Here is a 24,506-nt window from a genome sequence, read left to right as displayed (position 1 = left end):
AATGTCACAACAGTCGAACACCATGAACAGAACAGAGACTCCGATGTTTCAGTCGTACGAGCAAGTCGAACAGGCCGTGATGGCGGTGGTGGAAGAGAAGATCATCAACGGGCGCTTTTTGAAAACGCTCCGCGATGGCGGCTTCAGCAGTGCGCAAATTTGCGAATTTGCGCTGCAATACAGCTACTACAGCCGCAATTTCCCCCGCGTTCTCGGCGCTGCGGTGGCGGCGGTCGAACCGCTCGATCGCTGGTGGGTGCCGCTGGTGGACAACATGTGGGATGAGGCGGGCCGCGGCAATCCGAAAGGGTACCACTCCAAGATGTACCGCACATTTTTGGAGAGCACCGCGCCTGGTGTTGCGATCAGCGATGAGCATGTGCCCGACTATCCGGTTGGAGAAGCGACGAAAAAGGCGGTCGAGTCTTTCCTCTCCTTCCTGCGATCCGCATCGACGCTGGAGGCGATGGCTGCTGTCGGGCTCGGTTCGGAACTGTTTGCCGGTCTCGTGATGGGAGAGATCGGGCAGGGGTTGCGCCACCCGAACTACAACCGGGAACAGCGGCTGAACGTCAGCTTTTGGATGGCGCACGCCGATACGCATGAACCGCGCCATTACCAGCTCTGCAAAGATGTTTTGCTCGATTTTCACTCCGAACAAGACCTGCAGGCGATCTACCGAGCAGGCGTGATCATCGCCAGCTCCGAAGCGAGATTTTACGATGAGCTGTACGATGAAATGATGGCAAAATAAATAATCGCGAATGGAAAGGTCATCCTATAAGCACAGAGGATGGCCTTTTCCTATGTTTTGGCAGTCAGGGGGGAGCAGGATTGGGGCGATTCGGCAGAACGCGAAGGAGCAAGGAGCAGCGCAAGCAAGCGCTGATGGACCGTCGGCTGGAAGAGAAGATCGAGTCGTTGTGTGCGGACCACCTGTCTCTGGCTCTGGAGCAGAACGTCGCATGGATTCGCCAAAAGCTGGGCAATGCGAGCGACTTGGTCGTGCGTGAGTTTATTTATGATGCGGATCGAGAGCTGCGGGCGACGCTGCTGATGATCGACGGATTGACCGAATCGGAGCGCATCCATGATGACATCCTCAAATCGCTGCTGTTCACGCTGCAGAACACGAAGCAGAACGCCGCTTTCCAAGAGGCAGGGGCGGCCCGCTATCTGTTGAACTATGGGCTTCCCCTCTGCGAGGTCAGGCTGACCGAAACGCTCCGCGATCTGATCGACGCGCTGCTCTCTGGCGACACAGTTATTCTGTTGGAGCGTTGTGGCGAAGGGCTGATCGTCTCGACCAAAGGTTGGGCCAAGCGCAGCGTGGAGGAGCCGAAGAGCGAATCGGTGGTCCGAGGCCCCCGCGATGCGTTCGGGGAAACGCTCCGCGTGAACACCGCGCTGCTCAGACGACGGATCAAAGATCCTGACATGCGAATCAAATCGATGAAAGTCGGAGCGAGAAGCAACACCGATGTGGCGGTCATCTACATTGAAGGCGTTGCGCGGCCGAGCGTCGTCGAGGAGGTCGAGCGACGAATTGGTGAGATCAAAGTGGACGGGCTTTTTGAGGGCGGGTATATCGAGCAGTACATCGAGGACAATCACTGGTCGCCGTTTCCACAGATTCAAAACACGGAGCGCCCAGACAAAGCGGCTGCCAACCTGCTGGAAGGCAAAGTGGTGATCCTTGTCGACGGCTCGCCCTACTCGCTGATCGTCCCGAGCATCCTCACCCAGTTTTATCACAGTCCGGAAGACTACTATGAACGGTTTTTGATCTCAACTCTGTTGCGCTTTATCCGCGCCCTGTCGATGACGATGGCGCTGTTGCTGCCATCGCTCTACATCTCCTTTTCCTCCTTCCATCCGGAGATGATCCCCTCCAAACTGGTCATCGCGATGGCGGCCGGGCGCGCTACCGTTCCGTTTCCCTCGGTGATCGAGGCGCTGGCGATGGAGATCTCGATCGAAATCTTGCGCGAGGCGAGCGTGCGTCTGCCCGGGCCGATCGGCCCGACCATCGGCATCGTCGGCGCTTTGATCGTCGGGGAAGCGGCGGTACAAGCAGGCATCGTCTCCCCGATCATGGTGATCGTCGTCGCCTTGACGACGATCGGATCATTTGCCGCTCCGTCTTACAACGCAGCGATCGCGCTGCGCATGCTGCGCTTTCCGGTCATGTTTCTGGCGGCGATGTTCGGTCTGTATGGCGTGATGCTCTTCATGATCATCATCGTCGTTCACCTTTGCTCGCTCAAGTCGTTTGGCGTGCCCTATCTGACTCCGTTTTCACCATTCACTTGGCGAGGCTTGGGCGACTCGATGATCCGCATCCCGCTCTATCGCATGACCAAACGGCCAGATGTGTTCAGCCGAGACGAGGAGCGCGAGCGGGTTAAATCTGCATCGGCGGAAGGTGTGAACCCGGATGGTAGAGGAAGCAAGACAGAAAACGAACCAAAAGAATCGTAGCGGCACACCCTTTATCATCACACCAGGGCAGGGTTTGTGTTTGAGCGCCTCCACGCTCATGGGCGTTGGAGTGCTCGTCTTGCCGCGCACATCGACAAAGGGGGCAGATCAGTACGGCTGGATCGCCGTGTTGATCGCGATGCTGATCGCTGTGTTCGCCGTGATCATGATCAACTCGCTTTCCGCTCGCTTTCCGGAAAAGACGCTCGTCGAGATGTGCCGGGAACTGCTCGGGTCAAAGAAAAATCGGTGGGTTGGGAAGATCCTCGCCGTTCCGGTCGTTCTTTCCTACACGACCTATTGGTTGCTCTTCACCGCTTTTGTCGCTCGAATGTTCGGCGAAGTGGTCGTGACCGCAGTGCTGGTCAAGACGCCGATCGAAGTGATCATCGGAACGATGCTGTTCTTATGCCTTTTCCTCTCCTATTACGACAGCGAGGTGGTCACCAGGGTGAACCAAGTTCTGTTGTTCATCATCGTGGTGCCGGTGCTCTTTATCTCGCTATCCGCCTATCAGGGTGCCAAGATGGAAAATCTCATGCCGATCCTGCCGCGAACTCAGCTGACGGGCATCCTGATTGCGACGATTCCGGTGCTTGAATCTTTCGTCGGCATGGAGGTGATGCTGATGTTTAACCGCAACGTCAAACACAGCAAGGTCATGCATCGCTTCCAGATCTACGGCGTGCTCCTGCCTGGCATCATCTACCTGCTGATCGTCATCGCAGGCACGATGAGCTTCGGGTATGAGGAGTTGGCGTTGCAGACGTGGCCGACGCTCGAACTGGTCAAGTCGATCAATGTGCCGGGGCTGATCTTGGAACGGTTGGAAGCCGTTTTTCTCAGCGTCTGGGTCGCCGCGGTGTTCACCACTTGCGGCAACTGGTATTACTGCGCGATCTGGTCATTCAGACAGCTGTTTGGCATCCGAAAGAAGAGATGGCTGCCGCTTGTTTTTTATGTGGGCTGTTATTTGATTGCGATCAAAATGGCGCAAAACATATTTGATCTGTTCTGGTATTTTGAAAAGATCGGTTATCTGGGGCTCTTGATCTCCGTCGTGTTCCCCTCGTTGCTGCTGATGCTCGCGATGATCAGGAAGATCGATGGGCGCAAGTTGCAGTCGGTTGCGGAAGGGGAAGCAGCGCATGAAGCGTCTTAAAAAGCTGCTGTCGCTCGTGCTCGTGCTCTGTCTGTCCTCCTTGCTGATCAGCGGTTGTTGGGATCGAAGGGAGTTGGAGGAGCGCACTTCGGTGGTCGCGATGGCGATCGATCTCGCGGATGGCAGAGAAGGGTTGCAACCGCTGATCAAACTGTCGGTGCAAATCCCTATCCCGATCAAGATCACAGCTTCAGGCGGAGGTGGCGGACAGGGAGGAAAGAGCGCGGTCAAGGTGATGAGCAGCACCGGCTATTCTCTGGCAGACGCCATGCGCAATCTGCAACAACGACTGAACCAAGAGCTGTTTTATGGGCACACGCGCGTCGTCGCCATCTCGGAAAAGATGGCGAAACAAGGCCTCGAAGATGTGCTGGACAGCATCCGTCGCAGTCCGCAGATGAGGCGGTTGTTGTGGATCTTGATCACACCCGATCAGGCGGTCGATCTGCTGGAGACAGATCCAAAGCTTGAGCAAATTCCGATCGTCTATGTGATGGATCTGATCGAGAATGGGGCCAAGGCGGGGACAGTTCCAGACATCTCGCTCGGGAAGTGGTTTATCGATCGCTCTTCCAGCGGGATCGAGGGGACTGCCAACTTTGTCGTAACGGACAAAAAGGAAGTCAAATGGCATGGGCTGGCACTTTTTCAACAGGACAAGATGGTCGGGACGCTGGATGAAAAGGATGCTTGGGTGTTGATGCAGATTCGGGATGGGGCGATCGGTGGCGAGATCAGCATTCCTTGTCCGGAAAAACAAAATCTGGAGAGCGGGACGCGCAAGTATATCACCGCCCATCCCAAAAAGGTGCACACCAAGTCGACAGTCGAACCGTGGGGAGGATCGTTTCGAATGAGCGTTCAAGTGCTTTTGGAGCTCGATCTGATCGAGTCGATGTGCCATCTCGATTATCGCGAAAAGGAAACGATCCAAAAGATTGAAAAAGCGTTCTCAGCCGAACTGAATCGACGAGCGAAAAAGCTGGTGGACAAGTGCATTCACACCTACGGGGTGGACGTGTTCGGCATGGGCAACAAAGTGCGCGCCAAATACATCGAGCGATTTGATCCGGCGAATTGGAACAAAGACTTCACCCACATGTCGATCGATGTTGTCTACCAAGTCGAGATTCGCCGGGTGGGAATGAAAACGACATGATGGGCGAACGATAAGAGGAAAGGAGGGGAATGGTCTGATGAATCATGAGGATCAGAAGTTACAAGAGCGCAAGCAAGCGGACGATAAATTTGAAGAGAACATGCACAAACAATACACAGATATCGAAGAAGAATACCATGCAGCCTATCCAAACACGCCAGCTCCCTGGACGATGGGCTTTTTGACCGGCCTCTTTTCGCGCTATGGACGGGGCATGTTGCTATGGGCTTTGGTTGGCGCTGCGGTGGCGGTCGGCCTGTGGATCGCCTATATGATTTTGAACCCGTTTCCCGCCTGAAAGCGGATTTCCTCAGTCTTGTTCCCCGGCGACCACTCGGCTCGTCGGTTTTTTCATTTCTGGACAATGATCGAAGGTTTTCATTATAATGAGAGAACCTATCGAAAGGAGGGAACGCAGCATGGAACAGCATCTTTTATTTGACCTTGATGACACACTTATACATTGCAATCGGTTTTTTAATGAGGCGCGTGAAGAATTTTTGGCTGCGATGGCCGATTTCTTTCGAGAGCATAAAATTGATCTCAAGATGGTCCAAGAAACGCAGAACCACATCGACCTTTCGGGCATCGTTCAACACGGTCTGGGCAAAGACCGCTTCCCCGAGTCGCTCGTCTCGACCTATCGGCTGATGTGCGACAAGTATGGCAAACGGCCGAGCGAGCCGGAGGAGCGCGAACTGCTGGCGATCGGATACGGCGTGTATGTCAAGCCGGTCGAGCTCTATCCACACGCTCATGAGACGCTGGAGCGACTGAAAAATGAAGGGCATGAACTGTACCTGTACACAGGTGGCGATGAGGAGATTCAGACCTCCAAAGTGGTCAGGGCAGGACTTGAAGATATTTTTCCGACAGATCGTCGCTTTATCTCGGAGCATAAAAACCGCTCCGTCCTGCAGCGCATCTTGGAAACCACACCGCTTCGTCGCGAGCACACTTGGATGATCGGCAACTCGGCAAGAAATGACATCCGACCAGCGCTTGAGGAGGGCATTCATGCGATCCATCTGCCGGACAAGGGGGGCTGGGCGTTCGACAGCGCCGATCTCGACGTGCCGGTCAAAGGTCAGTTTCTGACGCTGGATGCGATCGAACAAGTGCCGGCTGTGATCAGAAAGTATCTGGAAGAGCAGGGGCAGAGGGAAGGTTCAGGTCTCCTGCAACCATGACGATCTGGATCGATGGCGATGGTTGCCCGAAAGGTGCTGTTCGCTTTGCGATCGAGACGGGGGAGGCGCGTGAGATCAAGGTGGTCGTCGTCACCAATATCCATCATGAGCTAAGCGCCGCCCATCGCATCATCGTCGACGGCAGCTCGCAGGCGGTCGACTTGGCGATCGCCAATCGGATGCGTCCAGGCGATGTCGTGATCACTCAAGATATCGGTTTGTCGGCGCTGGTGCTCAGCCGCCGAGGGTATGCGATCTCCCCGACCGGTCAGGAGTATTCGAGCGAAGACATGGGGCTGATCCTCGAACTTCGCGAGGCGGCAGCGAAACACCGCCGAGGCGGCGGGCGCACCAAAGGTCCGAAGAAGCGGACCGCCGAAGACGAGACGCGCTTTCAACTCGCCTTGATCGAACTGTTAGATCGCATCGATTCGAAACGAAATGATGAATGACTAAAACTCTGGCTAGCAGCTGCCAGAGTTTTTTTTATTGCGCTCGCTCTCTAGCAAAATCGTTTGGGAGATTTCTATCTCTTGTTGGTATATCGATGGGACATGGCTCATAGAGATGAACTAACAACGAGAGGACAGGAGGGAGGGAGAGAATGAGCGCACGATCGACACCGAGCGCAAGCGGGGTGATCACCGCGATCTGCGAACAGATCGCCTGCGGGTTGCCCGCGCGCATCAGGCAAGCGATATTGAACCTGCCCAGCGAGGTGCTGATGCAGATCGAGGAGATCAGGCTCCGCTTGGGCAGACCCTTGCAGATTCTCTATGGCGGGCGCGATCAATTCGTCACGCTGCAGGGCAAGGTGACGCGCGAGCCGGAAGCGGGTCACATGCTGACCGAAGAGGACATGGCGCAGACGCTCAACCTGATGAGCGGGTCCTCGCTGTACGCCCTGGAAGAAGAGCTTCGCCGCGGCTATATCACGATGGTGGGCGGACATCGAGTCGGCATCGCCGGACGCATTCTGCTCGATGGCACAGGCAACGTCCGCGGGATGAAGGAGATCGCCGCGTTTAACATCAGGATCGCGCGCGATGTGCAGCAGGTGGCTGATGGCTTGGGACACCTGCTGATCGACTCCGCTTCCTATCGACTGCACAACACGCTGCTGATCTCCCCGCCCCAGTGTGGAAAAACCACGCTGTTGCGCGACTTGGCCCGCAAGATATCCAAAGGGACGCTCCACCCGAAGATCGCTGGACAAAAGGTCAGCATCGTCGATGAGCGCTCGGAGATCGCCGCCAGCTGGAGAGGAGCGCCACAGCATGATCTCGGCCCGCGCACCGACGTGCTCGACGCCTGTCCGAAGGCGGAGGGGATGACGATGATGATTCGCTCGATGTCCCCGCAGGTGCTCATCACCGATGAGATCGGCCGCAGTGAAGATGGACACGCACTGCTGGAAGCGATCCATGCGGGCGTCACGGTGATCACAACCGCTCACGGGTTTGGCATGCACGAGGTGCGATCGCGCCCGCTGCTCAGACAGCTGTTCGAACTGGGGGCGTTTACGCGCTACCTGGTGCTCTCCCGCCGACACGGTCCCTGCACGGTGGAAGGCGTCTACGACAAGCGGGGCGATCTGATTCAAACGGGAGCGGAAGTCGGATGATCAAACTGTTCGGGAGCCTGCTCGTCCTGTTGGTCGCGACCAGCTTTGGTTTTAAAAAGGCGAGCCGCTTTGCGGAGCGCGCAAAGCAGCTGCGACAGTTCATCACCGCGCTGAAGCTGTTGGAGACGGAGATCTTATATGCGGCGACACCGCTCTCTGAGGCGGCCAGCAAGATCGGCGCGCGCATCCGGTCGCCGGTGGGGACATTTTTTGCAGAGCTTGGACATATGCTTCGTGAAGGACAGGGTGTCAGCGCAGGTGAGATCTGGCGAGAGACGCTTTCGGCACAAAGGAGAACGCTCGCGCTGCAGGAGGTCGACCGCGATGTGCTGACCACCTTCGGACAGACGCTCGGCATTTCAGATCGCCAAGATCAGATCAAACACATCCAGCTCGCCATCAGCCAGCTCAGCTCTGAAGAGCTGGTCGCGCGCGAAGAGCAGCAAAAAAACGAAAAGATGTGGCGGTATCTAGGCGCTTTGATGGGGCTGGCACTCGTGATCCTCTTGGTTTGATCATCGACGTTTGCGGGCGAGGAGGTAGGGCTATGAACTCTGATGTGAACACGATCTTCTTTATCGCCGGCGTGGGCATTCTGACCGCTGTGATCCATACGGTGCTCAAGCAATCGGGCAAAGAGGAGTTTGCGCACTGGGCGACACTCACAGGATTTATCGTCATCATGCTCACCGTGATCACGTACATCAGTGACCTGTTCGACAAGGTGCGCAATGTGTTCTTGATGAACTGACCGCAGGCGGCTGCGGAGAAGGGGTACGACACATGGAAATCATCCAACTCGTAGGTCTTGGATTGGCAGCCACCATCTTGATCGTCGTGCTCAAGGGGCAATCGCCTCAAACCGCTTTTTTGATCTCACTTCTCACCGGCGTGTTCATCTTTATCTTCTTGCTCGACAAGATCGCGATCGTCATTCATCTCTTGGAGCGGCTGTCGGTCCAGGCCGGCGTCGAGATGATCTTTTTGCAGACGATCTTAAAGATCATCGGCATCGCCTATATCGCCGAGTTTGGCGCCCAGATCGCCAAAGATTCTGGTGAAGGAGCGATCGCATCGAAGATCGAGCTGGCAGGGAAAGTTTTAATCCTCGTGCTCGCACTGCCGATCATACAGCGCATCATCGAGCTGGTGATGGGACTTCTGCCCAATTGAGGAAAGGGGTGAGGCGATGCCCAAACGATTTTATCAGTTGCTGTTTTTGCTCGCACTGCTGGTCGCCGCAAGCTATAGCAGCCTCACCGCCTTTGCGGAGGGAACTTCACCGCCAGGCGCGGTGCAGAACATCCCGCAGGTGCAGACGAATGGGGGCACCGGGTCTGCACCTGGGGGAAGCTCGATCACCGATCCCCTCGTCGAACAACAGCTCAAGCAGCTCGATCTGCAAGAATTTGACCAATTTTTACAAGCGCTCACCGAAGAGTATCGCGAATATCTGCCCGCAGAGATCAAAGGGCGCATCATGGAGCGCATCCTGAGCGGAGATCTCGGGGTCGTGTTTAAAGGCCTGCTGATGGGAATGCTCAAATTTCTGTTCCACGAGCTGTTCCTCAACTCGCGGTTGCTCGGCACGATCTTGGTCTTGGCGGTGTTTGCCGCCCTGCTCGAATCGATGCAGTCGGCGTTCGAAGCGAACAACGTCTCAAAGGTTGCTCATGCGATCTGCTTTCTGGTGTTGATGATCCTTGCCGTGCAGTCGTTCGCGACGGCGACCTCCTATGCGAAAGGCGCGATTCAGACGATGGTCGATTTTATGATCGCCTCCATCCCGATGTACCTCGCCTTGCTCGCGGCGACAGGAGGTATGGCATCTGCGGCGATGATCCACCCGCTGATCGTATTTTTGATCAACGTGATCGGCGATCTGATCATGTATGTCATCTTCCCGCTGATCTTCTTCTCCGCGATCCTCACGCTGGTCAGCCAGATCTCAAGCCGCTATCAGGTCACACAGCTCGCAGGGCTGTTGCGAGGCACCGCCGTCTGGGTGCTCGGCGTCTTCTTCACCATCTTTCTCGGGGTGGTCTCCGTGCAGGGGGCGGCAGGTGCGGTGGCGGACGGCGTGTCGATCAAAGCGGCCAAGTACGTCTCGTCCAACTTCGTTCCGGTCGTCGGGAAGCTGTTCTCCGATGCGGCCGACACGGTGGTCGGGGCCAGCCTGATCGTCAAAAATGCACTCGGGGTCACCGGGGCTGCGATCGTGCTGCTGATCTGCGCGTTCCCTGCGCTAAAAATTCTTTCGCTCGCCTTGATCTACAACATGTCGGCCGCGCTGATGCAACCGCTCGGCGACTCGCCGATCATCCGCTGCATGTCGACGATCGGCAAGAGCTTGACCTTGGTGTTCGCGGCGCTGGCGACGGTCGGGCTGATGTTTTTCCTCGCGATCACCGTGATCATCGCGGCGGGCAATCTGTCGGTGATGGTGAGGTGATGAGCGGATGATCGACTTTTTAAGCGAATGGATGCGAGGTTTGATCCTGATCATCTTCCTCGCGGTCGTGCTCGACATGATCTTGCCCAACAACGCGATGCAGCGCTACGTCAAGCTGGTGATGGGGCTGTTAATCATCCTGCTGATGTTAAGCCCGTTGCTCAAGCTCTACGGCACCTCCGTCTACGAGATGGACTTCACCCTCGAAAAGATGTTCGCCAAAGAAGGGGGTGAGATGAAGTCGCTCGACGAGATCGCGCAAAAGGGTGCGCTCCTGCAGGAGCAGCAGGCGAACAATGCGCTTGAGCAGTGGAAGGCGATGGTCGCCGAAAACGTCAAGAAGTCGGTGGAGGGCAAGCATGAGGTCGCGGTCGATGCGGTCGAACTGGAAGTGACCAAAAGCGAAAAGGCGGAACCGTTTTCCATCGAGCATCTGTCGGTGGCGATCATGCAGAAGCGGTCAGCAGGGGAAGTCAAGCAAGTTCGGGAGATCGAACCGATCGCGATCGGCGAGCGAAAACAGGACGAGACGGCGTTCGCGTCAACGCGGGTCCAAAATGAGCTGACAGCTAAAATCTTGGCGCAGCTCGCCGATGAATATCAGGTGCCGAAGTCGAAGATCAGCGTCGTCTGGCAAGAGCGCTAGGGGGGTGAGGAGATGGAGAAGCAACGGATACAAGAGCGCGTGCAGCAGCTGCTGAAAAACAGAAAGATGCTGCTCGCGCTAGGAATTCTCGGCGTCGTGCTCCTGCTCAACCCGTTTGCCTGGTTGAAGGGCACAGACAACTCTGCAGAGTCGAAGCTTGGGGGGGAGAAGGGCGCAGGACAGGTGATCAGCAACACCGATCGATCGGCGCTCGGAGAATATGAACAGATCTATGCAAGCCGCCTCACCGAAATCCTCAACATGGTGGTCGGCGTCAGCGACGCGACGGTGATGGTGACGATCGATTCGAGCGAAGAATCGATCTACGCAGAAAATCTGCAAGAGAATCGCCAGAGCAACAATGAGACTGACACAAAAGGTGGCACGCGCGGCGTCACGCAGGTCGACAAAAACGGTCAGCTGGTGATCACGCGTGAAAACGGCCAGGAGCAGCCGGTGGTGGTCAAGACGATCAAACCTCGCGTGCGCGGCGTCGTCGTCGTCGCCCGCGGCGCGGAGCAGATCAAGACGGTCGCTCTGATCAAGGAGGCTGTTCAACGGTCGCTTGAGGTGCCGCCGCATAAAATATCGGTCCTGCCGAAAAAGTAGCGCAAATTTTCGAGGTTGAACTAAAAGGAGGAGCTGTACAATGGCAAAGCGTCAAACGATCTGGTTGTCTACGATGATGGTTTTGTCTCTGATGTTGATCGGATTTTACACGGTCAACAATAACGTTGAACCGGTCAACACCGATCAGGGTCAAACTTCCAATCAGGGAGAGAAGGAAAACGAGCGGCCCACTTCGGCTGCGGAAGGCGACGATTTCTTTATCAAGCAACACCTCGACGCACAGGAGAAGTTTTCCCAGCGGGTGGAAGAGCTGAACAACCTGATCGCCTCGGGCAAAGATGCGGGTGAAGTGGACAAAGCGAAAAAAGAGCTGGAGGCGATGAACAACCTCGATGAGAAGATCGAGAACACGATCGAGCTGATCACCTTGGAGGGCTACCCGGACGCTTTTATTGAAGCGAAGGAGAACAACAAGTTCCATGTGACCGTTCAAGCGCAAGATCTCGATCGAAATAAAGCGGTGAAGATCATGGGCATCGTGGCAAAAGAGATGCAGATCTCCTCTTCGAAAGTAAGCGTTGCCGCACACGAGTGATCTGATGATCGTCGAGCATAAATCCCCCTGTTGAGCACGCCGGTGCAAAGGGGGATTTTTGTCGTTTGATCCAGCCTGACTGAAAAGTAGAAAGTAAAACTTAGATTATGATATACTACTAAGGATGTTGTGTTCAAAGGAACTACATAAATGCACGAGGAGTGTGACATACAACATGTTCAAACTCAATGAAATCCGCGAATTGGTGCGGTTGCTCGATGAGACGAGCATCGCAGAATTCAACTACGAGATAGAGGGTGCAAAACTGTCGATCAAAAAGACGGCAGAAGGTGTGCAGATCCTCTCCCCAGTCGTTCAGGCAGCACCGGTAGCTGCAGCGCCTGCTCCGGCGGCGCCTGCTCTGACGCCCGCTCCGGTCGAAGCGCCGGCAGCAGAGGTGAAAGCGGCCGCTCCGGCGCCTGCTGCTGCGCCGAAAGCGGACGACCCGTCGTTACATAAGATCGTATCTCCGATGGTCGGCACGTTCTACACATCGCCCGCCCCAGATGCGGCTGCGTATGTACAAGCTGGTGCTCGCGTCGAAGAGAAGACGATCGTCTGCATCTTGGAAGCGATGAAACTGATGAACGAGATCGAAGCGGACGTGCGCGGCGAGGTCGTCGAAGTGTTGGTAGAAAACGGCCAGCTGGTCGAGTACGGTCAACCACTCTTCTTGGTAAAGCTTGACTAGAACGGGGGACTGACTACTATGTTTCATAAAGTGCTGATTGCAAACCGTGGAGAGATCGCGGTGCGCGTCATTCGCGCTTGCAAGGAGTTGGGGATTCCCACCGTCGCGATCTACTCGGAAGCGGATCGCGAAGCTTTGCATGTGAAGATGGCGGATGAAGCATACTGCGTTGGACCTACTCTCTCCAGAGACTCCTATTTGAATATCAAAAACATCCTGTCGCTTGCGACGTCGATCGGCGTCGATGCGATTCATCCGGGATACGGCTTCTTGGCGGAGAACTCCGACTTTGCCGAATTCTGCAAGGCTTGTGGCATCACCTTTATCGGACCGAGCGTCGAGGCGATCGAGAAGATGGGCGACAAGGCGGTCGCAAAAGACACGATGAAAAAGGCGGGCGTTCCGATCGTCCCAGGCACAGATGGCCTCGTTGAGGATCTGGATGAAGCGATGCAGATCGCAGACGAGATCGGTTATCCGATCATCATCAAGGCGACTGCAGGCGGCGGCGGCAAGGGCATCCGCATCGCGCACTCCAAAGACGAGCTGCGCCGTCTGATCCAGATGGCGCAGACAGAGGCGGCGACCGCTTTCGGCAACGCCGGCGTCTACCTGGAGAAATACATCACCTCGATGCGCCATGTCGAGATTCAGGTGATGGGCGATTCGCATGGCAACGCGATTCACTTGGGCGAGCGCGACTGCTCGATTCAGCGCCGTCTGCAAAAGCTTATCGAGGAAGCTCCGTCCCCCGCGCTGTCGCCAGAAAAGCGCAACGAGATGGGGATGGCGGCGGTGGCTGCTGCGAAGGCGGTCAGCTACTGCGGAGCTGGCACGATCGAGTTCATCTATGATGAAGATGGCAACTTCTACTTCATGGAGATGAATACGCGCATCCAGGTGGAGCATCCGGTCACCGAGATGATCACCGGCATCGACCTGATCAAAGAGCAGATTCGCGTGGCATCCGGACTGCCGCTCTCGCTCACGCAGGAGGATGTCGTGCTGGATGGCTGGGCGATCGAATGCCGCGTGAACGCGGAAGACCCGGACAAAAACTTCATGCCGTGCCCTGGCAAGATCGTCGAATATCTGCCGCCGGGCGGCTTCGGTGTGCGCGTGGACAGCGCCGCATTCGAAGGCTATACGGTCACGCCGTTCTATGACTCGATGATCGCCAAGCTGATCGTCTGGGCGCCTTCTCGCGAAGAAGCGATCAACCGCATGAAGCGCGCGTTGAGCGAGTTCAAGATCGAAGGCATCAAGACGACGATCCCTTTCCACCAAAAGGTGCTCCGCCACGAGAAGTTTGTCTCTGGCGATGTCACAACCAAGTTTCTTGAGCTGTATCCTTTGTCATAATTGGACAGGAAGTTTATACTAATAGAAACAGGGACAAGATGATGGAAGGGAGCGAACACGCCATGAATATGGAGTACGATACGACCGATATGGGCAACATTCGCATTGCCAACGAGGTCATCGAGATCATCGCAGGGCTCGCAGCGACCGAAGTGCGAGGAGTCGCAGGCATGTCGGGCGGCGTTGCCGGTGGCATCGCTGAATTGCTCGGCCGCAAGAACCTCGCCAAAGGCGTGAAGGTCGAAGTAGGTCAAAAACAATGTGCGGTGGATGTGTCCATCGTTGCCGAATATGGGGTGCGCATCCCGGAGGTCGCAGGCGAGATTCAGGAGAACATCAAGCGTGCGATCGAGAGCATGACTGGCCTCGAAGTGGTCGAGGTCAACGTTCATGTGCTCGGCGTCACCTTTAAGAACAAGGATGAGGATGGCAAATCGGATGATAAGACGCCGCAGTTGCCACCGAGTCGAGTGCTGTAAGGATCGATCATCGAACCCCCCTGATCTACAGGGGGGTTTTATGGCTAGGAGAGGAGGACAAGCTTTATGAAACTGGTTCCACGCATTGTTCTTTGGCTGTATGCGCTCGGGGTTGGCGCAGCGAGCGTCTTCGTCCTGTTGCAATATGCAGGGCTTGAGTTGCTCGGTCGCAATTTTGTGGTCTACGACGATGGGGCTGCCGTTGCTGCGGTCTTCCTATTGCTCTCCATCTTTTTCCTTTTCTACCGCTCGACCCCGACAGAGCGCGAGCCGCAGACGATCATGCACAAGCTGGAAAACGGGGATTTGAAAATCTCCTATGACACGCTGGAGCAGTTGACGCTGAAGGCGGCGGCAGGTGTGCGCGGGGTGAACGATCTGAGAGCTCGCGTGCATCTGAACGAAGGCGGCACGATGCGGATTGCGGTCAAGTATTCGATCGAAGCGGGCTTAGAGATTCCCAAGACGACAGCCGAGCTGCAGGGTACGGTGAAGCAATTTGTTGAGCAGGCTACAGGCATCAAGGTCGAGCAGGTGACGGTGTACGTGATGGAGTTAACCCAAGCGCCGACCGTCGCCAAGAAGCGGGTGGAGTAGGCCATGGATAAATTGCTGAAGCTGTACGAAGCACTCACTCAGAATCTGAAGTTGCTCGGCACTGTGATCGGCATATTGCTCGGACTTTTCTTCCTGATCTTCGGATTGTTCAAAACGATCATCTTCGGCTGTTTTGTCATCGGCGGTTTTTATGTTGGCAAAATGTTAGAAGAGCGTGAAGGCTGGCGCGATGTGATCGACAAGATCGTGCCGGATAAATATCGGGAATAACCACCAGCGCTTGGTGGTTTCCTTTTTGTCCTTCGGGAACACTAGACCATAAGACAATACATAAGGAGTGCGAGAGATGAGCCGTAGAACTTCTCGTGAGTTTGCATTGCAAGGATTGTTTCAAATTGATGTCGCAAAGGCGGATGTACACGAGGCGATCGAACACGTTCTCGAACAGGAAGGCGCGGAGATCGACCCGCTGTTCGTTCGGGATCTGGTGAGCGGAACGAGCAAACATGTGGATAGGATCGATGAGATCCTGAAGACCAACACGACAGGATGGGACCTGAAGCGGATGGCAAACGTTGACCGCAACGTGTTGCGCATGGCGCTCTATGAGATGTTGCTCCACACGGAGACGCCTACCTCTGTCGTGCTCGACGAGGCGATCGACATGGCGAAAGCGTTCTCCACACCGGAGTCGGGTAAGTTTGTAAACGGGGTTTTGGCCAAGATCGTCCCGGTGATCGACAACCTGCGCGTCGAGTTCGCTCAAGGTGAGTGATCAGATGTACGTGCTCGGCATCGACACCAGCAACTATACGACCTCCGTCTGCTTGATCGACGAGGCGGGGCAGATCGTCAAAGAGGCGAGAAGGCTGTTGCAAGTGGAACAGGGGGAGCGGGGGTTGCAGCAGTCGGCCGCCCTCTTTCAACATGTTCAGCACCTGCCAGCTCTGGTCGAGAGCTTGGGCGATCTGAGCGGTTCTTTGCGCGCGGTCTGCGCATCAGCAAGGCCGCGGCGAATCGAGGGCTCCTACATGCCGGTGTTTACGGTCGGCAGCGGGATGGGCAGAGCGCTTGCTGCCACCCACGGGGTTCCTTTTCTGGAGACGACGCACCAAGAGGGTCACATCGCAGCAGGCGAGGGCAGCGCGGGCGTTGTGCCTGCCGACCATTTTCTCGCCGTGCACCTCTCGGGCGGCACGACCGACCTGCTGGAGATCAAAAGGCTGGCAGACGGCTACGAGATCGCCGAGCTTGGGACGAGCATCGACTTGCACGCAGGCCAATTGGTCGACCGCGTGGGCGTAGCGCTCGGCTTGCCGTTCCCCGCCGGACAGCATCTGGAGCGTCTGGCGCGGGAGTCGGCGGAGGAGCAGGTGACCTTGCCATCTCCTGTGGATGGATACAACCTCTCCCTCGCAGGTCCGGAGAGCGCCGCCATGCGATTGATCGCGGCGGGGACGAAGCCTGCCGATGTGGCGCGCGCTGTAGAGGGATGCATCGCCAAAGGCCTGGAGAAAGTGTTGCGCAAGGCGGTGGAGGAAAAGGGCGTCAAGGCGGTGCTGATCGTCGGCGGAGTCGCTGCCAACCTCTACATCCGCGAGCGGCTGATCAAGCGGCTTGAACATCGAGCGGTCGGGGCGAAACTGTATTTCGCACTGCCCAACTATTCGACAGACAACGCGTTCGGGGTGGCGCGGCTCGGGCTGCAACATCTTTCGTAACGGCTGTTGGTTACATGCTAAAATTATAGTATAATAGATTTTGCTCTTATCAAAAAACTTGTCGAAAAATAGCGTGCCTTCATCGGCAGGCGTTCATTTTTTACCGGGAAGAAGGAGGAAGCAAGAGCATGGCAGACGTACAAGAGTTGAAGCACGACGAAGAGATGTTTGATATCACGATCGTTGGTGGCGGTCCTTGCGGCCTGTTCACTGCGTTTTATGCGGGAATTCGCGACGCGAAGACGAAGATCATCGATTCTTTGCCGCAGCTCGGTGGCCAGTTGGCAGAGCTGTATCCGGAAAAATACATCTATGATGTCGCAGGCTTTCCGAAAGTGCTGGCCCGCGATCTGGTCAACAACTTGAAAGAACAGGCTGCTCAATACAATCCGACCGTGTGCTTGAACGAGCGTGTGATCGGCCTGCAGAAGCTCGAAGACGGCACGTTTGAACTGACGACCAACACGACCGTCCACCGTTCGAAGACGGTGATCATCACCGCAGGGATCGGCGCGTTTACCCCGCGCTCGCTGCCGGCAGAAAACACGAAAGACTTCGAAGGCAAAGGCATTCACTACTTCATCGACAACCTGCAAAGCCATCAAGGCAAAAAGGCGTTGGTCGTCGGCGGTGGCGACTCTGCGGTCGACTATGCGCTGATGCTCGAAGAGGTCTGTGAGCAGGTCAGCCTCGTGCATCGCCGCGACCAGTTCCGCGCACACGAAGAATCGGTGAAGAAGCTGTACGATTCCTCTGTCGACGTCAAAGTGTTCAACGAGCTCAAGTCTGTGCATGGTGACGGCGCTGTGGAAAAAGCGGTGCTGGTCAACAACAAGGACAAGTCGACCGAAGAGATCGATGTGAACCTGATCATCGGTGCGCTCGGCTTCTCCGCGTCGCTCGGCCCGATCCTCGAATGGGGTCTGGAAGTGGAAGACAACATGATCAAGGTCAACACCAAGATGGAGACGAACATCCCAGGCGTCTATGCGGCGGGTGACATCGTAACCTATCCGGGCAAGGTCAAGCTGATCGCAACCGGGTTTGGCGAAGCGCCGACAGCTGTTAACAACGCGAAGATGTACTACGACCCGTCTGCTAAGCTTCATCCGGGCCATTCTTCCAACCGCAAAGAATAGTGATGAAAAGTTCTAAAGTTCACGCCCTCAGGCGTGAACTTTTTTGTGGTATGATTAGCCTGTAATTCTAGTTGATAAAGCGAGTTGAACAACAGATGGTACGATCGCGGGAAATCATTCCGACCGTGTCCCAATTGACCGCCAAGATCAAAGGGATGTTTGAATCGGACGCTGAATTGCAAGACTGTTTTGTGCGGGGCGAGATCTCCAACTTTACGCACCATAGCAAAGGACATATGTATTTCACCTTGAAAGATCCGCAGAGCCGGATCAAAAGCGTGATGTTTGCGGGCAATAACCGCTATCTTAAATTCATCCCGAAAGAGGGGATGAAAGTGATCGCGCACGGATATGTCTCGGTGTTCGATCGCGATGGCGCTTATCAGCTCTATGTGGACGAGCTGCAACCGGACGGGCTCGGGTCGCTGTACCTGGCCTATCAACAGTTAAAAGATTTTCTGGAGCAGGAAGGTCTTTTTGACCCGCAAAGAAAAAAGGCGATCCCCAAATATCCGCGCGTCGTCGGTGTGATCACCTCACCGACAGGCGCTGCGGTGCGCGATATTATCACCACGATTCGCCGCCGCTATCCGGCGGCGCACATTCTGCTCTATCCGGTGCTGGTGCAAGGGCCGAGCGCTGCCGCTTCGATCGCGGCGGCGATCGCGGAGATGAACGACGTAAACGGAGCGGACGTGCTGATCGTCGGCCGCGGCGGGGGGTCGCTCGAAGAGCTGTGGGCGTTCAATGAAGAAGCGGTCGTGCGGGCGATCTTCGAGTCGACGATCCCGATCATCTCGGCGGTCGGCCATGAGACAGACACGACGCTTTCCGACTTTGCGGCAGATGTTCGCGCGGCGACGCCGACTGCGGCGGCGGAGCTCGCAGTCCCCAACCTCTACGATCTGAAGCATCGCGTTGAACTGCTCACCGCTCGGTTGCATCGGGCGATCGAAGGTCGATTGCGGGATGGGAAACTGCGGATGAAGCGGATCGAGAGCTCGATCGCCTTCACGCGCCCGACCCATCAGCTCCATCTGCGACAACAGCTGGTCGACAGTGCGGAAGACCGGATGCAGCTGGCGTTGACCAAGCTGGTGAGCAGCAGGTCGCGGCGATTTTCTCAGCTGGAAGGACGTCTGTTGCGGACAAGTCCGGTCGAGCGAGCCAAGCGGATGGAGCAGTCGCTTCAGTATTTGGGAAATCGATTGCAACGAGCGGCGGCCGACCTTGTGGAGCGGGATCAGAGCAAGCTCGATCGCATGCTCGACAAGCTGGAGGCGCTCAGCCCGCTGGCGGTGATGAAACGGGGTTACTCGTTGGCCTACGCGGGAGACAAAGAGCGATTGATCAAGAGCATCGAGGAGGTGCAGCTCGGCGAGCGGGTGCAAGTACGCGTCGCGGACGGCTGGATCGATTGCTCCGTCTTTGGATTGGAGGAGGAGAAGCAGGATGGCAGAAGCTAGAGCGGAAGAGCAAGAACAGACATTTGAACAGGCGCTCGAACGTCTGGAGACGATCGTCAGCGCGATGGAGGCGGGAGATCTGCCGCTGGAGAAGGCAATCGCTGAGTTCCAAGCAGGCATGCAGTTGGCTCGCATCTGTCGAGAGAAGCTGGATCAAGCGGAGCAGAAGATCGAAATGCTGGTGCAAGAAGCGGGTGGATTGACCAAGAAACCTTTTCAGACGGAGGAATGAAGACAGGGACATGAGCGCATACATCGATCTAAACGATTACCTTCAGACCACAGGCGCTCGCATCGAGCAGGCGATGGATCGCTTGGTGCCGCCGAAGACGCAGTATCCAGAAGCTCTGTATGACTCGATGCGCTACTCGCTGTTCGCAGGTGGCAAGCGCCTGCGCCCCGTGTTGACGCTGGCGACAGTCGAGGCGCTCGGCGGCGATGTGGAAGCAGCCTTGCCTGTCGCGTCGGCGCTGGAGATGATCCACACCTATTCGCTGATGCACGATGATCTCCCGGCGATGGATGATGATGATTATCGGCGCGGGAAGCCGACCAATCACAAAGTGTTCGGGGAAGCGACAGCCATTCTCGCTGGCGACGCGCTGTTGACGCAAGCGTTTCAACTGCTCGGCACGATGGAGGCGAGCGGGCGTGAGGCGGTGATGCTGCGCATCGTCGGCGAGCTGGCGACAGCAGCCGGTTCGGTCGGCATGGTCGCAGGCCAGATGGCCGACATGGCAAATGAGGGCATGAAGGCGAACGAAGAGCGGCTCGCTTTCATTCACGCCCACAAGACGGGCGCTCTGCTGACCGCAGCGGTGCGCATTGGCGCGCTGTTTGCAGATGCGAGCGATCAGCAGTTGCAGGCGCTGACCTGCTATGCGCAAAAGATCGGGCTTGCTTTTCAGATCGTCGATGACATTCTCGACGTGGTCGGCGAAGCGGAGAAGCTCGGCAAAGCGGTCGGTGCAGATGCGGCGCACGGCAAATCGACCTATCCGGTGCTCTACGGCTTGGAAGAATCGCGCGAGATGGTGCGCCGCTTGACAGCAGAAGCGCATCAGGCGCTCTCCAGTGTCCCGCTGCAGACGAACCGCTTGCAGGAGATCGCCGATTGGTTGGTCAACCGCGAAGTCTAGGCGGATCGGCAGAGAAAAAGCACAAGGACTTGCTCCTTGTGCTTTTTCTGTTCATAGAGATGATCAAAACAACGCAGACTAAGGTTACAAGGTTTTCCAAATTTGAAAAATGGATCGCACCAGAAGCGCAGCCAAATCCTGAAAATAGTGCAGGCGGATTGGCAGGTATGATATAATATTGTCGTTTAAGCAAAGGAGACCTGACGTGTGTCTACACTACAGAAAAAGCGAGGCGGTAACTGCATGTTGCTCGACAAGGTAAACTGCCCCTCCGATATAAAAGATTTTTCGGTGGATCAACTCCGCGTCCTCGCCGAGGAGATTCGCCAATTTTTGATCGAAAACCTCTCGATCACCGGTGGGCACTTCGGTTCGAACCTCGGTGTGATCGAACTGACGCTCGCGCTGCATCAGGTGTACAACTCCCCGGTCGACAAGATCATCTGGGACGTGGGTCATCAGGCGTATGTGCACAAGATCCTCACCGGGCGGAAACATCTGTTTCCCACCCTGCGCAAATACAAGGGGATGTCCGGCTTCCCCAAGCGGGCTGAGTCGGAGCACGACATGTTCGATGTCGGTCACTCCAGCACTTCGATCTCCGCTGCGCTCGGCTATGCGATCGCGCGCGATCTGAAGCGGGAGCAAAGCAAGGTGGTCGCGGTGATCGGCGATGGCGCGATGACAGGCGGTATGGCGTTTGAAGCGCTCAACCATGCCGGCCATGTGAAATCTGACATGGTGGTCGTGCTCAACGACAACGAGATGTCGATCGCGACGAACGTCGGCGCGATCACCAACTATCTGACGAAGTTGCGCGTCGATCCGCACTATTCATCGTTCAAAAAAGACCTAGCTGGCATCTTGCAGAAGATCGGCAGCGTCGGCAATAAAACAGAAAAATATTTGAAGCGACTGCGCGATTCGCTCAAAACGCTGCTCGTGCCAGGCATGCTGTTCGAAGAGTTTGGGTTCACATATATGGGGCCGATCGACGGCCACGATCTGGTGATGCTGAAAAAGTATTTGGAGCAGGCGAAAAACACCAGAGGCCCAGTGCTGTTGCACGTCGTCACCCAAAAGGGGAAAGGCTATGCGGTCGCAGCAGATGCGCCCGACAAGATGCACTCGGTGTCGGTCGGTTTTAACGAGAAGCGAGGCAGCGCACCGAAGCTCAAGCCTGCCGCCCTGACCTATACGAAAGTGTTTGGCGATACGCTGATCAAACTGGCCAAGCAAAACGAAGACATCGTGGCGATCACGCCGGCGATGTCGATCGGCTCAGGTCTCGTCAGCTACGCGGAGCAATTGCCAGATCGATTCTTCGATGTGGGCATCGCCGAACAGCATGCGGGAACGTTTGCGGCCGCGCTGGCTTGCGCAGGGAAGAAGCCGGTTCTCGCCATCTACTCGACGTTCCTCCAGCGGGCGTACGATCAGGTGATCCACGACATCTGCATTCAAAACCTGCCCGTCGTGATCGCCATCGACCGTGCGGGGCTGGTCGGCGAGGATGGGGAGACTCACCAAGGGGCGTTCGACATCTCCTTCCTGCGGTGCATTCCGAACATCACGATCATGATGCCGAAGGATGAGAACGAGCTGCAGCAGATGCTCTACACGGCAACCGAATACAAGGACGGCCCGATCGCGCTTCGCTATCCCCGCGGCACCGGCGTCGGGGTGAAGATGGACGGGGAGTATAAGCTGATCCCGATCGGTCGATCGGAGACGGTTCGCGAAGGCGATGATGTGGCGATCTTGGCGCTCGGTCCGATGGTGCACGTGGCGGAGCAGGCTGCGGAGATGCTGAGCCATGACGGGGTGAACGCGCGCGTCGTGAACATGCGCTTCGCCAAGCCGCTCGATGAATCGCTGCTGGTAGAGCTAGCAGAGCGCAGAATCCCGATCGTCACGGTGGAAGAAGCGGCGATCGCAGGTGGACTCGGCTCTGCGATCCTCGAATTCTATGCGCAAAAGCGCATCGCCGGCGTCGAGCTGTACCCGATGGGATTGCCCGATCATTTTATCGAACACGGGTCACCGCAACAGCTGTTAGATTCGGTGGGGTTGAACGCGCAAACGCTGGCAGACGATGTAAAATCGATGGTGCCGCTCAAGCAGAAACGCGCCTGACCAGGTTGAAACTGTTCATTCTTGCGGGTGGGACGCATGTCCCTCCCGTTTTTAGTGAACGGTACTAGTGGAGCCATCTGAAGAAAAACGAGGGAAGAAGATGACCATACGTAAGCAAGGTGCAAAAGAGCGCCTCGATGTATTGCTCGTCGAGAACGGGCATTTTGAATCGCGTGAAAAGGCAAAGGCGGCGATCATGGCCGGCCTGGTGCTCGTCGATCAAGAGCGGGTGGACAAGGCGGGAACCAAGGTCAAGGTTGACGCGCGGATCACCGTCAAGGGGGATTTGCATCCGTACGTATCCCGCGGCGGCCTCAAGCTGGAAAAAGCGCTGCAAGAGTTTGACGCCTCGCTGGTGGAGAAAGTGGTGATCGACATCGGCGCATCGACAGGCGGGTTTACCGATTGCGCATTGCAAAACGGTGCGAAGCAGGTCTATTCGGTCGATGTCGGCTACGGTCAGTTGGCCTGGTCGTTGCGAAACGATCCGCGTGTCGTCGTGATGGAGCGCACCAACTTCCGCCATCTCAAGCCGGATGATCTGAAAGGGGAAGTGCCGCAGGTCGCGGTGATGGACGTGTCGTTCATCTCGATTCGGCTGCTGCTTCCGGTGATCCATGCGATCTTGGCAGCGGAAGGAGAGCTGTTGACGCTGATTAAGCCGCAGTTTGAGGCGGGGCGCGAGCGGGTTGGGAAAAATGGCATCGTCCGCGATCCGGACGTTCATCGCGATGTGCTGCAGCATGTGCTCGGCACAGCGGTCGCCCAAGGTTGGCAGGTGCGGAAGGTCACCTATTCGCCGATCACCGGCGGGGATGGCAATATCGAGTTTTTGGCGCATCTGACCAAAAGCGGGAGTGGACTCGCACCGGAGGAGCTCTTGGCGAGCATCGAGCAGGTGATCGAACAGTCGCACAAGACGCTGGAAAGATAAAAAGGATTTTAAACTGTTTTCTCGAATTGTTTGCATACAGTTGCATCTTATACATAATCGGTTGGTCGTGAGAGTTGCACATAGAAGAGCAGTTGAAGGCGCGCAGCGAAGGAGGAGCCGGAGATGAAGGTGATCGGTCTGTTGGTCAATCACACCAAGCCGATGGCAAAAGATGTGGCAAGGCGTCTGATTGGTATCATCGAAAAGAACGGTGCGATCGCTCGCGTGGACGAGACGACCGCCGCTGTGATCGGGCGAATCGACCTGCTGCTGCCCCAAGCGGATTTTGCCGACCAGGTCGATCTGTTGTTCGTGCTGGGCGGAGATGGGACAATTCTCGGTTTTGCGCGCAAATTTGCCAAGACGGGTCTCCCGCTGCTCGGGATCAACATCGGACACCTCGGCTTTCTGTCAGAAGCGGAGCCGCAGGATTTGGAAGAGTCGGTCAAGCGCGTATTAGAAGGCAATTATTGTTTGGAAAACCGCCTGATGCTCGAAGCTCAGGTGGAGCGAGACGGTCAGGTGATCTATGAAGACCTGATCGCCTTGAACGAAATCGGCATTTCAAAAGATCGATTCGGCACGATGGTCACCTGCCGACTGTTCGTGGATGACATGTATGTCGATCAGTACACAGGTGACGGATTGCTGATCTCCACCCCGACCGGTTCGACCGCCTATTCGCTTTCCTGTGGCGGCCCGATCGTGTCACCTCACATCGACGTGATGCTGATCACGCCGATCTGCCCGCACACCCTTCATTCGCGGCCGCTGGTCATCGCAGCCGATCAAGAGGTGCGGGTAGAAGTGAGCGGAACGCATGAAGAGATGGTGCTGCTCGTCGATGGTCAAGATTTCCGCACCTTGGAAAACCACGATATCATCCGCGTGAGACAAGCACCTTACAAGACGAAGCTGATCAAATGGCGCGACCGCGAGTTTTTTGATGTGCTACGCCGCAAGCTGCACTGCGCACCGTAAACCGAGAAGGAGAATGATCGG

The 24,506-nt window shown here is 56.3% G+C and carries 30 protein-coding genes; all 30 read left to right on the top strand.

The window, feature by feature from the left end; all coding sequences use genetic code 11:
- The first annotated feature begins 22 nt into the window (after positions 1–22).
- The 30 genes from ACFSOY_RS13090 (at position 23) to ACFSOY_RS12945 (ending at position 24,485) form a co-directional block, all read left to right on the top strand.
- Positions 23–754 (top strand): TenA family transcriptional regulator, encoded by a 732-nt coding sequence (locus ACFSOY_RS13090; RefSeq protein WP_386047317.1) that lies wholly within the window; start codon positions 23–25, stop codon positions 752–754.
- Positions 755–834: 80 nt separating this feature from the next.
- Complete coding sequence (locus tag ACFSOY_RS13085) at positions 835–2,481, top strand: spore germination protein (protein ID WP_417852006.1); 1,647 nt, start codon at positions 835–837, stop codon at positions 2,479–2,481.
- Positions 2,438–3,643, top strand: a complete 1,206-nt coding sequence (locus ACFSOY_RS13080) for a GerAB/ArcD/ProY family transporter (protein ID WP_386047315.1) — start codon at positions 2,438–2,440, stop codon at positions 3,641–3,643. The genes ACFSOY_RS13085 and ACFSOY_RS13080 overlap by 44 nt, the downstream gene beginning before the upstream one ends.
- Positions 3,630–4,802, top strand: coding sequence for a Ger(x)C family spore germination protein (locus tag ACFSOY_RS13075; protein ID WP_386047314.1), 1,173 nt, complete (start codon positions 3,630–3,632; stop codon positions 4,800–4,802). Before ACFSOY_RS13080 ends, ACFSOY_RS13075 begins: the two co-directional genes overlap by 14 nt.
- A gap of 37 nt (positions 4,803–4,839) precedes the next feature.
- Positions 4,840–5,100, top strand: a complete 261-nt coding sequence (locus tag ACFSOY_RS13070; RefSeq protein WP_386047312.1) for a hypothetical protein — start codon at positions 4,840–4,842, stop codon at positions 5,098–5,100.
- 121 nt (positions 5,101–5,221) lie between these two features.
- On the top strand, positions 5,222–5,992 hold the full coding sequence (locus ACFSOY_RS13065) for an HAD family hydrolase (RefSeq protein ID WP_386047310.1): 771 nt from the start codon (positions 5,222–5,224) through the stop codon (positions 5,990–5,992).
- Positions 5,989–6,444 (top strand): YaiI/YqxD family protein, encoded by a 456-nt coding sequence (locus ACFSOY_RS13060; protein WP_386047309.1) that lies wholly within the window; start codon positions 5,989–5,991, stop codon positions 6,442–6,444. Before ACFSOY_RS13065 ends, ACFSOY_RS13060 begins: the two co-directional genes overlap by 4 nt.
- A gap of 152 nt (positions 6,445–6,596) precedes the next feature.
- Positions 6,597–7,616, top strand: a complete 1,020-nt coding sequence (spoIIIAA, locus tag ACFSOY_RS13055; protein WP_386047307.1) for a stage III sporulation protein AA — start codon at positions 6,597–6,599, stop codon at positions 7,614–7,616.
- The gene (gene spoIIIAB / locus ACFSOY_RS13050; RefSeq protein ID WP_386047305.1) at positions 7,613–8,131 is read left to right on the top strand and encodes a stage III sporulation protein SpoIIIAB; all 519 of its coding nucleotides are present in this window, start codon (positions 7,613–7,615) and stop codon (positions 8,129–8,131) included. The genes spoIIIAA and spoIIIAB overlap by 4 nt, the downstream gene beginning before the upstream one ends.
- A gap of 32 nt (positions 8,132–8,163) precedes the next feature.
- Positions 8,164–8,367: a stage III sporulation protein AC gene (gene spoIIIAC / locus ACFSOY_RS13045; RefSeq protein ID WP_386047303.1), complete on the top strand. Its 204-nt coding sequence runs from the start codon at positions 8,164–8,166 to the stop codon at positions 8,365–8,367.
- A gap of 32 nt (positions 8,368–8,399) precedes the next feature.
- Positions 8,400–8,789 (top strand): stage III sporulation protein AD, encoded by a 390-nt coding sequence (gene spoIIIAD, locus ACFSOY_RS13040; protein ID WP_386047301.1) that lies wholly within the window; start codon positions 8,400–8,402, stop codon positions 8,787–8,789.
- Between the two features lie 16 nt (positions 8,790–8,805).
- Complete coding sequence (gene spoIIIAE / locus ACFSOY_RS13035) at positions 8,806–10,068, top strand: stage III sporulation protein AE (protein ID WP_386047300.1); 1,263 nt, start codon at positions 8,806–8,808, stop codon at positions 10,066–10,068.
- Between the two features lie 7 nt (positions 10,069–10,075).
- The gene (gene spoIIIAF, locus ACFSOY_RS13030; RefSeq protein ID WP_386047299.1) at positions 10,076–10,714 is read left to right on the top strand and encodes a stage III sporulation protein AF; all 639 of its coding nucleotides are present in this window, start codon (positions 10,076–10,078) and stop codon (positions 10,712–10,714) included.
- A 12-nt stretch (positions 10,715–10,726) separates the two neighbouring features.
- Positions 10,727–11,323 (top strand): stage III sporulation protein AG, encoded by a 597-nt coding sequence (gene spoIIIAG, locus ACFSOY_RS13025; RefSeq protein ID WP_386047297.1) that lies wholly within the window; start codon positions 10,727–10,729, stop codon positions 11,321–11,323.
- 40 nt (positions 11,324–11,363) lie between these two features.
- Positions 11,364–11,879, top strand: a complete 516-nt coding sequence (locus tag ACFSOY_RS13020; RefSeq protein ID WP_386047295.1) for a SpoIIIAH-like family protein — start codon at positions 11,364–11,366, stop codon at positions 11,877–11,879.
- 175 nt (positions 11,880–12,054) lie between these two features.
- On the top strand, positions 12,055–12,570 hold the full coding sequence (gene accB, locus ACFSOY_RS13015) for an acetyl-CoA carboxylase biotin carboxyl carrier protein (RefSeq protein WP_386047293.1): 516 nt from the start codon (positions 12,055–12,057) through the stop codon (positions 12,568–12,570).
- 18 nt (positions 12,571–12,588) lie between these two features.
- Positions 12,589–13,932 (top strand): acetyl-CoA carboxylase biotin carboxylase subunit, encoded by a 1,344-nt coding sequence (gene accC / locus ACFSOY_RS13010; protein ID WP_386047290.1) that lies wholly within the window; start codon positions 12,589–12,591, stop codon positions 13,930–13,932.
- Between the two features lie 62 nt (positions 13,933–13,994).
- Positions 13,995–14,411: an Asp23/Gls24 family envelope stress response protein gene (locus ACFSOY_RS13005; RefSeq protein ID WP_386047287.1), complete on the top strand. Its 417-nt coding sequence runs from the start codon at positions 13,995–13,997 to the stop codon at positions 14,409–14,411.
- A 66-nt stretch (positions 14,412–14,477) separates the two neighbouring features.
- A complete protein-coding gene (gene amaP, locus ACFSOY_RS13000) occupies positions 14,478–15,008 on the top strand; it encodes an alkaline shock response membrane anchor protein AmaP (protein ID WP_386047285.1) in 531 nt (176 codons plus the stop codon).
- 3 nt (positions 15,009–15,011) lie between these two features.
- Positions 15,012–15,239: a DUF2273 domain-containing protein gene (locus ACFSOY_RS12995; RefSeq protein WP_386047283.1), complete on the top strand. Its 228-nt coding sequence runs from the start codon at positions 15,012–15,014 to the stop codon at positions 15,237–15,239.
- Between the two features lie 76 nt (positions 15,240–15,315).
- Positions 15,316–15,744 carry a transcription antitermination factor NusB gene (gene nusB, locus ACFSOY_RS12990; protein ID WP_386047281.1) on the top strand — a complete coding sequence of 143 codons (429 nt, stop codon included), beginning with the start codon at positions 15,316–15,318 and terminating at the stop codon, positions 15,742–15,744.
- Between the two features lie 4 nt (positions 15,745–15,748).
- Positions 15,749–16,690 carry a Kae1-like domain-containing protein gene (locus ACFSOY_RS12985; protein WP_386047635.1) on the top strand — a complete coding sequence of 314 codons (942 nt, stop codon included), beginning with the start codon at positions 15,749–15,751 and terminating at the stop codon, positions 16,688–16,690.
- Positions 16,691–16,818: 128 nt separating this feature from the next.
- Positions 16,819–17,829, top strand: coding sequence for an NAD(P)/FAD-dependent oxidoreductase (locus ACFSOY_RS12980; protein ID WP_386047279.1), 1,011 nt, complete (start codon positions 16,819–16,821; stop codon positions 17,827–17,829).
- Between the two features lie 95 nt (positions 17,830–17,924).
- A complete protein-coding gene (gene xseA / locus ACFSOY_RS12975; RefSeq protein WP_386047277.1) occupies positions 17,925–19,295 on the top strand; it encodes an exodeoxyribonuclease VII large subunit in 1,371 nt (456 codons plus the stop codon).
- Positions 19,282–19,527, top strand: coding sequence for an exodeoxyribonuclease VII small subunit (gene xseB / locus ACFSOY_RS12970; protein WP_386047275.1), 246 nt, complete (start codon positions 19,282–19,284; stop codon positions 19,525–19,527). Before xseA ends, xseB begins: the two co-directional genes overlap by 14 nt.
- Before the next feature lie 10 nt (positions 19,528–19,537).
- Positions 19,538–20,434: a polyprenyl synthetase family protein gene (locus tag ACFSOY_RS12965; RefSeq protein ID WP_386047273.1), complete on the top strand. Its 897-nt coding sequence runs from the start codon at positions 19,538–19,540 to the stop codon at positions 20,432–20,434.
- Positions 20,410–20,610, top strand: coding sequence for a hypothetical protein (locus ACFSOY_RS12960; protein ID WP_386047271.1), 201 nt, complete (start codon positions 20,410–20,412; stop codon positions 20,608–20,610). The genes ACFSOY_RS12965 and ACFSOY_RS12960 overlap by 25 nt, the downstream gene beginning before the upstream one ends.
- A gap of 31 nt (positions 20,611–20,641) precedes the next feature.
- Positions 20,642–22,570 carry a 1-deoxy-D-xylulose-5-phosphate synthase gene (dxs, locus tag ACFSOY_RS12955; RefSeq protein WP_386047269.1) on the top strand — a complete coding sequence of 643 codons (1,929 nt, stop codon included), beginning with the start codon at positions 20,642–20,644 and terminating at the stop codon, positions 22,568–22,570.
- 100 nt (positions 22,571–22,670) lie between these two features.
- Complete coding sequence (locus tag ACFSOY_RS12950) at positions 22,671–23,504, top strand: TlyA family RNA methyltransferase (RefSeq protein WP_386047268.1); 834 nt, start codon at positions 22,671–22,673, stop codon at positions 23,502–23,504.
- A gap of 123 nt (positions 23,505–23,627) precedes the next feature.
- Positions 23,628–24,485, top strand: a complete 858-nt coding sequence (locus tag ACFSOY_RS12945; protein ID WP_386047266.1) for an NAD(+)/NADH kinase — start codon at positions 23,628–23,630, stop codon at positions 24,483–24,485.
- Positions 24,486–24,506 lie beyond the last annotated feature (21 nt).

The sequence above is a fragment of the Tumebacillus lipolyticus genome (genome assembly GCF_042682745.1).
Classification (GTDB): Bacteria; Bacillota; Bacilli; order Tumebacillales; family Tumebacillaceae; genus Tumebacillus_A; species Tumebacillus_A lipolyticus.
Note: the sequence above shows the minus strand (reverse complement) of the source record. Positions and strands in the feature narration are given on the sequence as shown.

Coding starts and splice junctions, on each gene's coding strand:
- ACFSOY_RS12985 (WP_386047635.1), top strand. CDS start 15,749: ATGTACGTGCTCGGCATCGACACCAGCAACTATACGACCTCCGTCTGC.
- ACFSOY_RS12950 (WP_386047268.1), top strand. CDS start 22,671: ATGACCATACGTAAGCAAGGTGCAAAAGAGCGCCTCGATGTATTGCTC.
- ACFSOY_RS12995 (WP_386047283.1), top strand. CDS start 15,012: ATGGATAAATTGCTGAAGCTGTACGAAGCACTCACTCAGAATCTGAAG.
- accB (WP_386047293.1), top strand. CDS start 12,055: ATGTTCAAACTCAATGAAATCCGCGAATTGGTGCGGTTGCTCGATGAG.
- spoIIIAF (WP_386047299.1), top strand. CDS start 10,076: ATGATCGACTTTTTAAGCGAATGGATGCGAGGTTTGATCCTGATCATC.
- spoIIIAE (WP_386047300.1), top strand. CDS start 8,806: ATGCCCAAACGATTTTATCAGTTGCTGTTTTTGCTCGCACTGCTGGTC.
- ACFSOY_RS13075 (WP_386047314.1), top strand. CDS start 3,630: ATGAAGCGTCTTAAAAAGCTGCTGTCGCTCGTGCTCGTGCTCTGTCTG.
- amaP (WP_386047285.1), top strand. CDS start 14,478: ATGAAACTGGTTCCACGCATTGTTCTTTGGCTGTATGCGCTCGGGGTT.
- spoIIIAA (WP_386047307.1), top strand. CDS start 6,597: ATGAGCGCACGATCGACACCGAGCGCAAGCGGGGTGATCACCGCGATC.
- spoIIIAC (WP_386047303.1), top strand. CDS start 8,164: ATGAACTCTGATGTGAACACGATCTTCTTTATCGCCGGCGTGGGCATT.
- nusB (WP_386047281.1), top strand. CDS start 15,316: ATGAGCCGTAGAACTTCTCGTGAGTTTGCATTGCAAGGATTGTTTCAA.
- ACFSOY_RS13090 (WP_386047317.1), top strand. CDS start 23: ATGAACAGAACAGAGACTCCGATGTTTCAGTCGTACGAGCAAGTCGAA.
- ACFSOY_RS13070 (WP_386047312.1), top strand. CDS start 4,840: ATGAATCATGAGGATCAGAAGTTACAAGAGCGCAAGCAAGCGGACGAT.
- ACFSOY_RS13065 (WP_386047310.1), top strand. CDS start 5,222: ATGGAACAGCATCTTTTATTTGACCTTGATGACACACTTATACATTGC.
- xseA (WP_386047277.1), top strand. CDS start 17,925: ATGGTACGATCGCGGGAAATCATTCCGACCGTGTCCCAATTGACCGCC.
- ACFSOY_RS12965 (WP_386047273.1), top strand. CDS start 19,538: ATGAGCGCATACATCGATCTAAACGATTACCTTCAGACCACAGGCGCT.
- ACFSOY_RS13005 (WP_386047287.1), top strand. CDS start 13,995: ATGAATATGGAGTACGATACGACCGATATGGGCAACATTCGCATTGCC.
- ACFSOY_RS12980 (WP_386047279.1), top strand. CDS start 16,819: ATGGCAGACGTACAAGAGTTGAAGCACGACGAAGAGATGTTTGATATC.
- ACFSOY_RS13060 (WP_386047309.1), top strand. CDS start 5,989: ATGACGATCTGGATCGATGGCGATGGTTGCCCGAAAGGTGCTGTTCGC.
- ACFSOY_RS13080 (WP_386047315.1), top strand. CDS start 2,438: ATGGTAGAGGAAGCAAGACAGAAAACGAACCAAAAGAATCGTAGCGGC.
- ACFSOY_RS13020 (WP_386047295.1), top strand. CDS start 11,364: ATGGCAAAGCGTCAAACGATCTGGTTGTCTACGATGATGGTTTTGTCT.
- spoIIIAG (WP_386047297.1), top strand. CDS start 10,727: ATGGAGAAGCAACGGATACAAGAGCGCGTGCAGCAGCTGCTGAAAAAC.
- spoIIIAB (WP_386047305.1), top strand. CDS start 7,613: ATGATCAAACTGTTCGGGAGCCTGCTCGTCCTGTTGGTCGCGACCAGC.
- ACFSOY_RS12945 (WP_386047266.1), top strand. CDS start 23,628: ATGAAGGTGATCGGTCTGTTGGTCAATCACACCAAGCCGATGGCAAAA.
- xseB (WP_386047275.1), top strand. CDS start 19,282: ATGGCAGAAGCTAGAGCGGAAGAGCAAGAACAGACATTTGAACAGGCG.
- accC (WP_386047290.1), top strand. CDS start 12,589: ATGTTTCATAAAGTGCTGATTGCAAACCGTGGAGAGATCGCGGTGCGC.
- spoIIIAD (WP_386047301.1), top strand. CDS start 8,400: ATGGAAATCATCCAACTCGTAGGTCTTGGATTGGCAGCCACCATCTTG.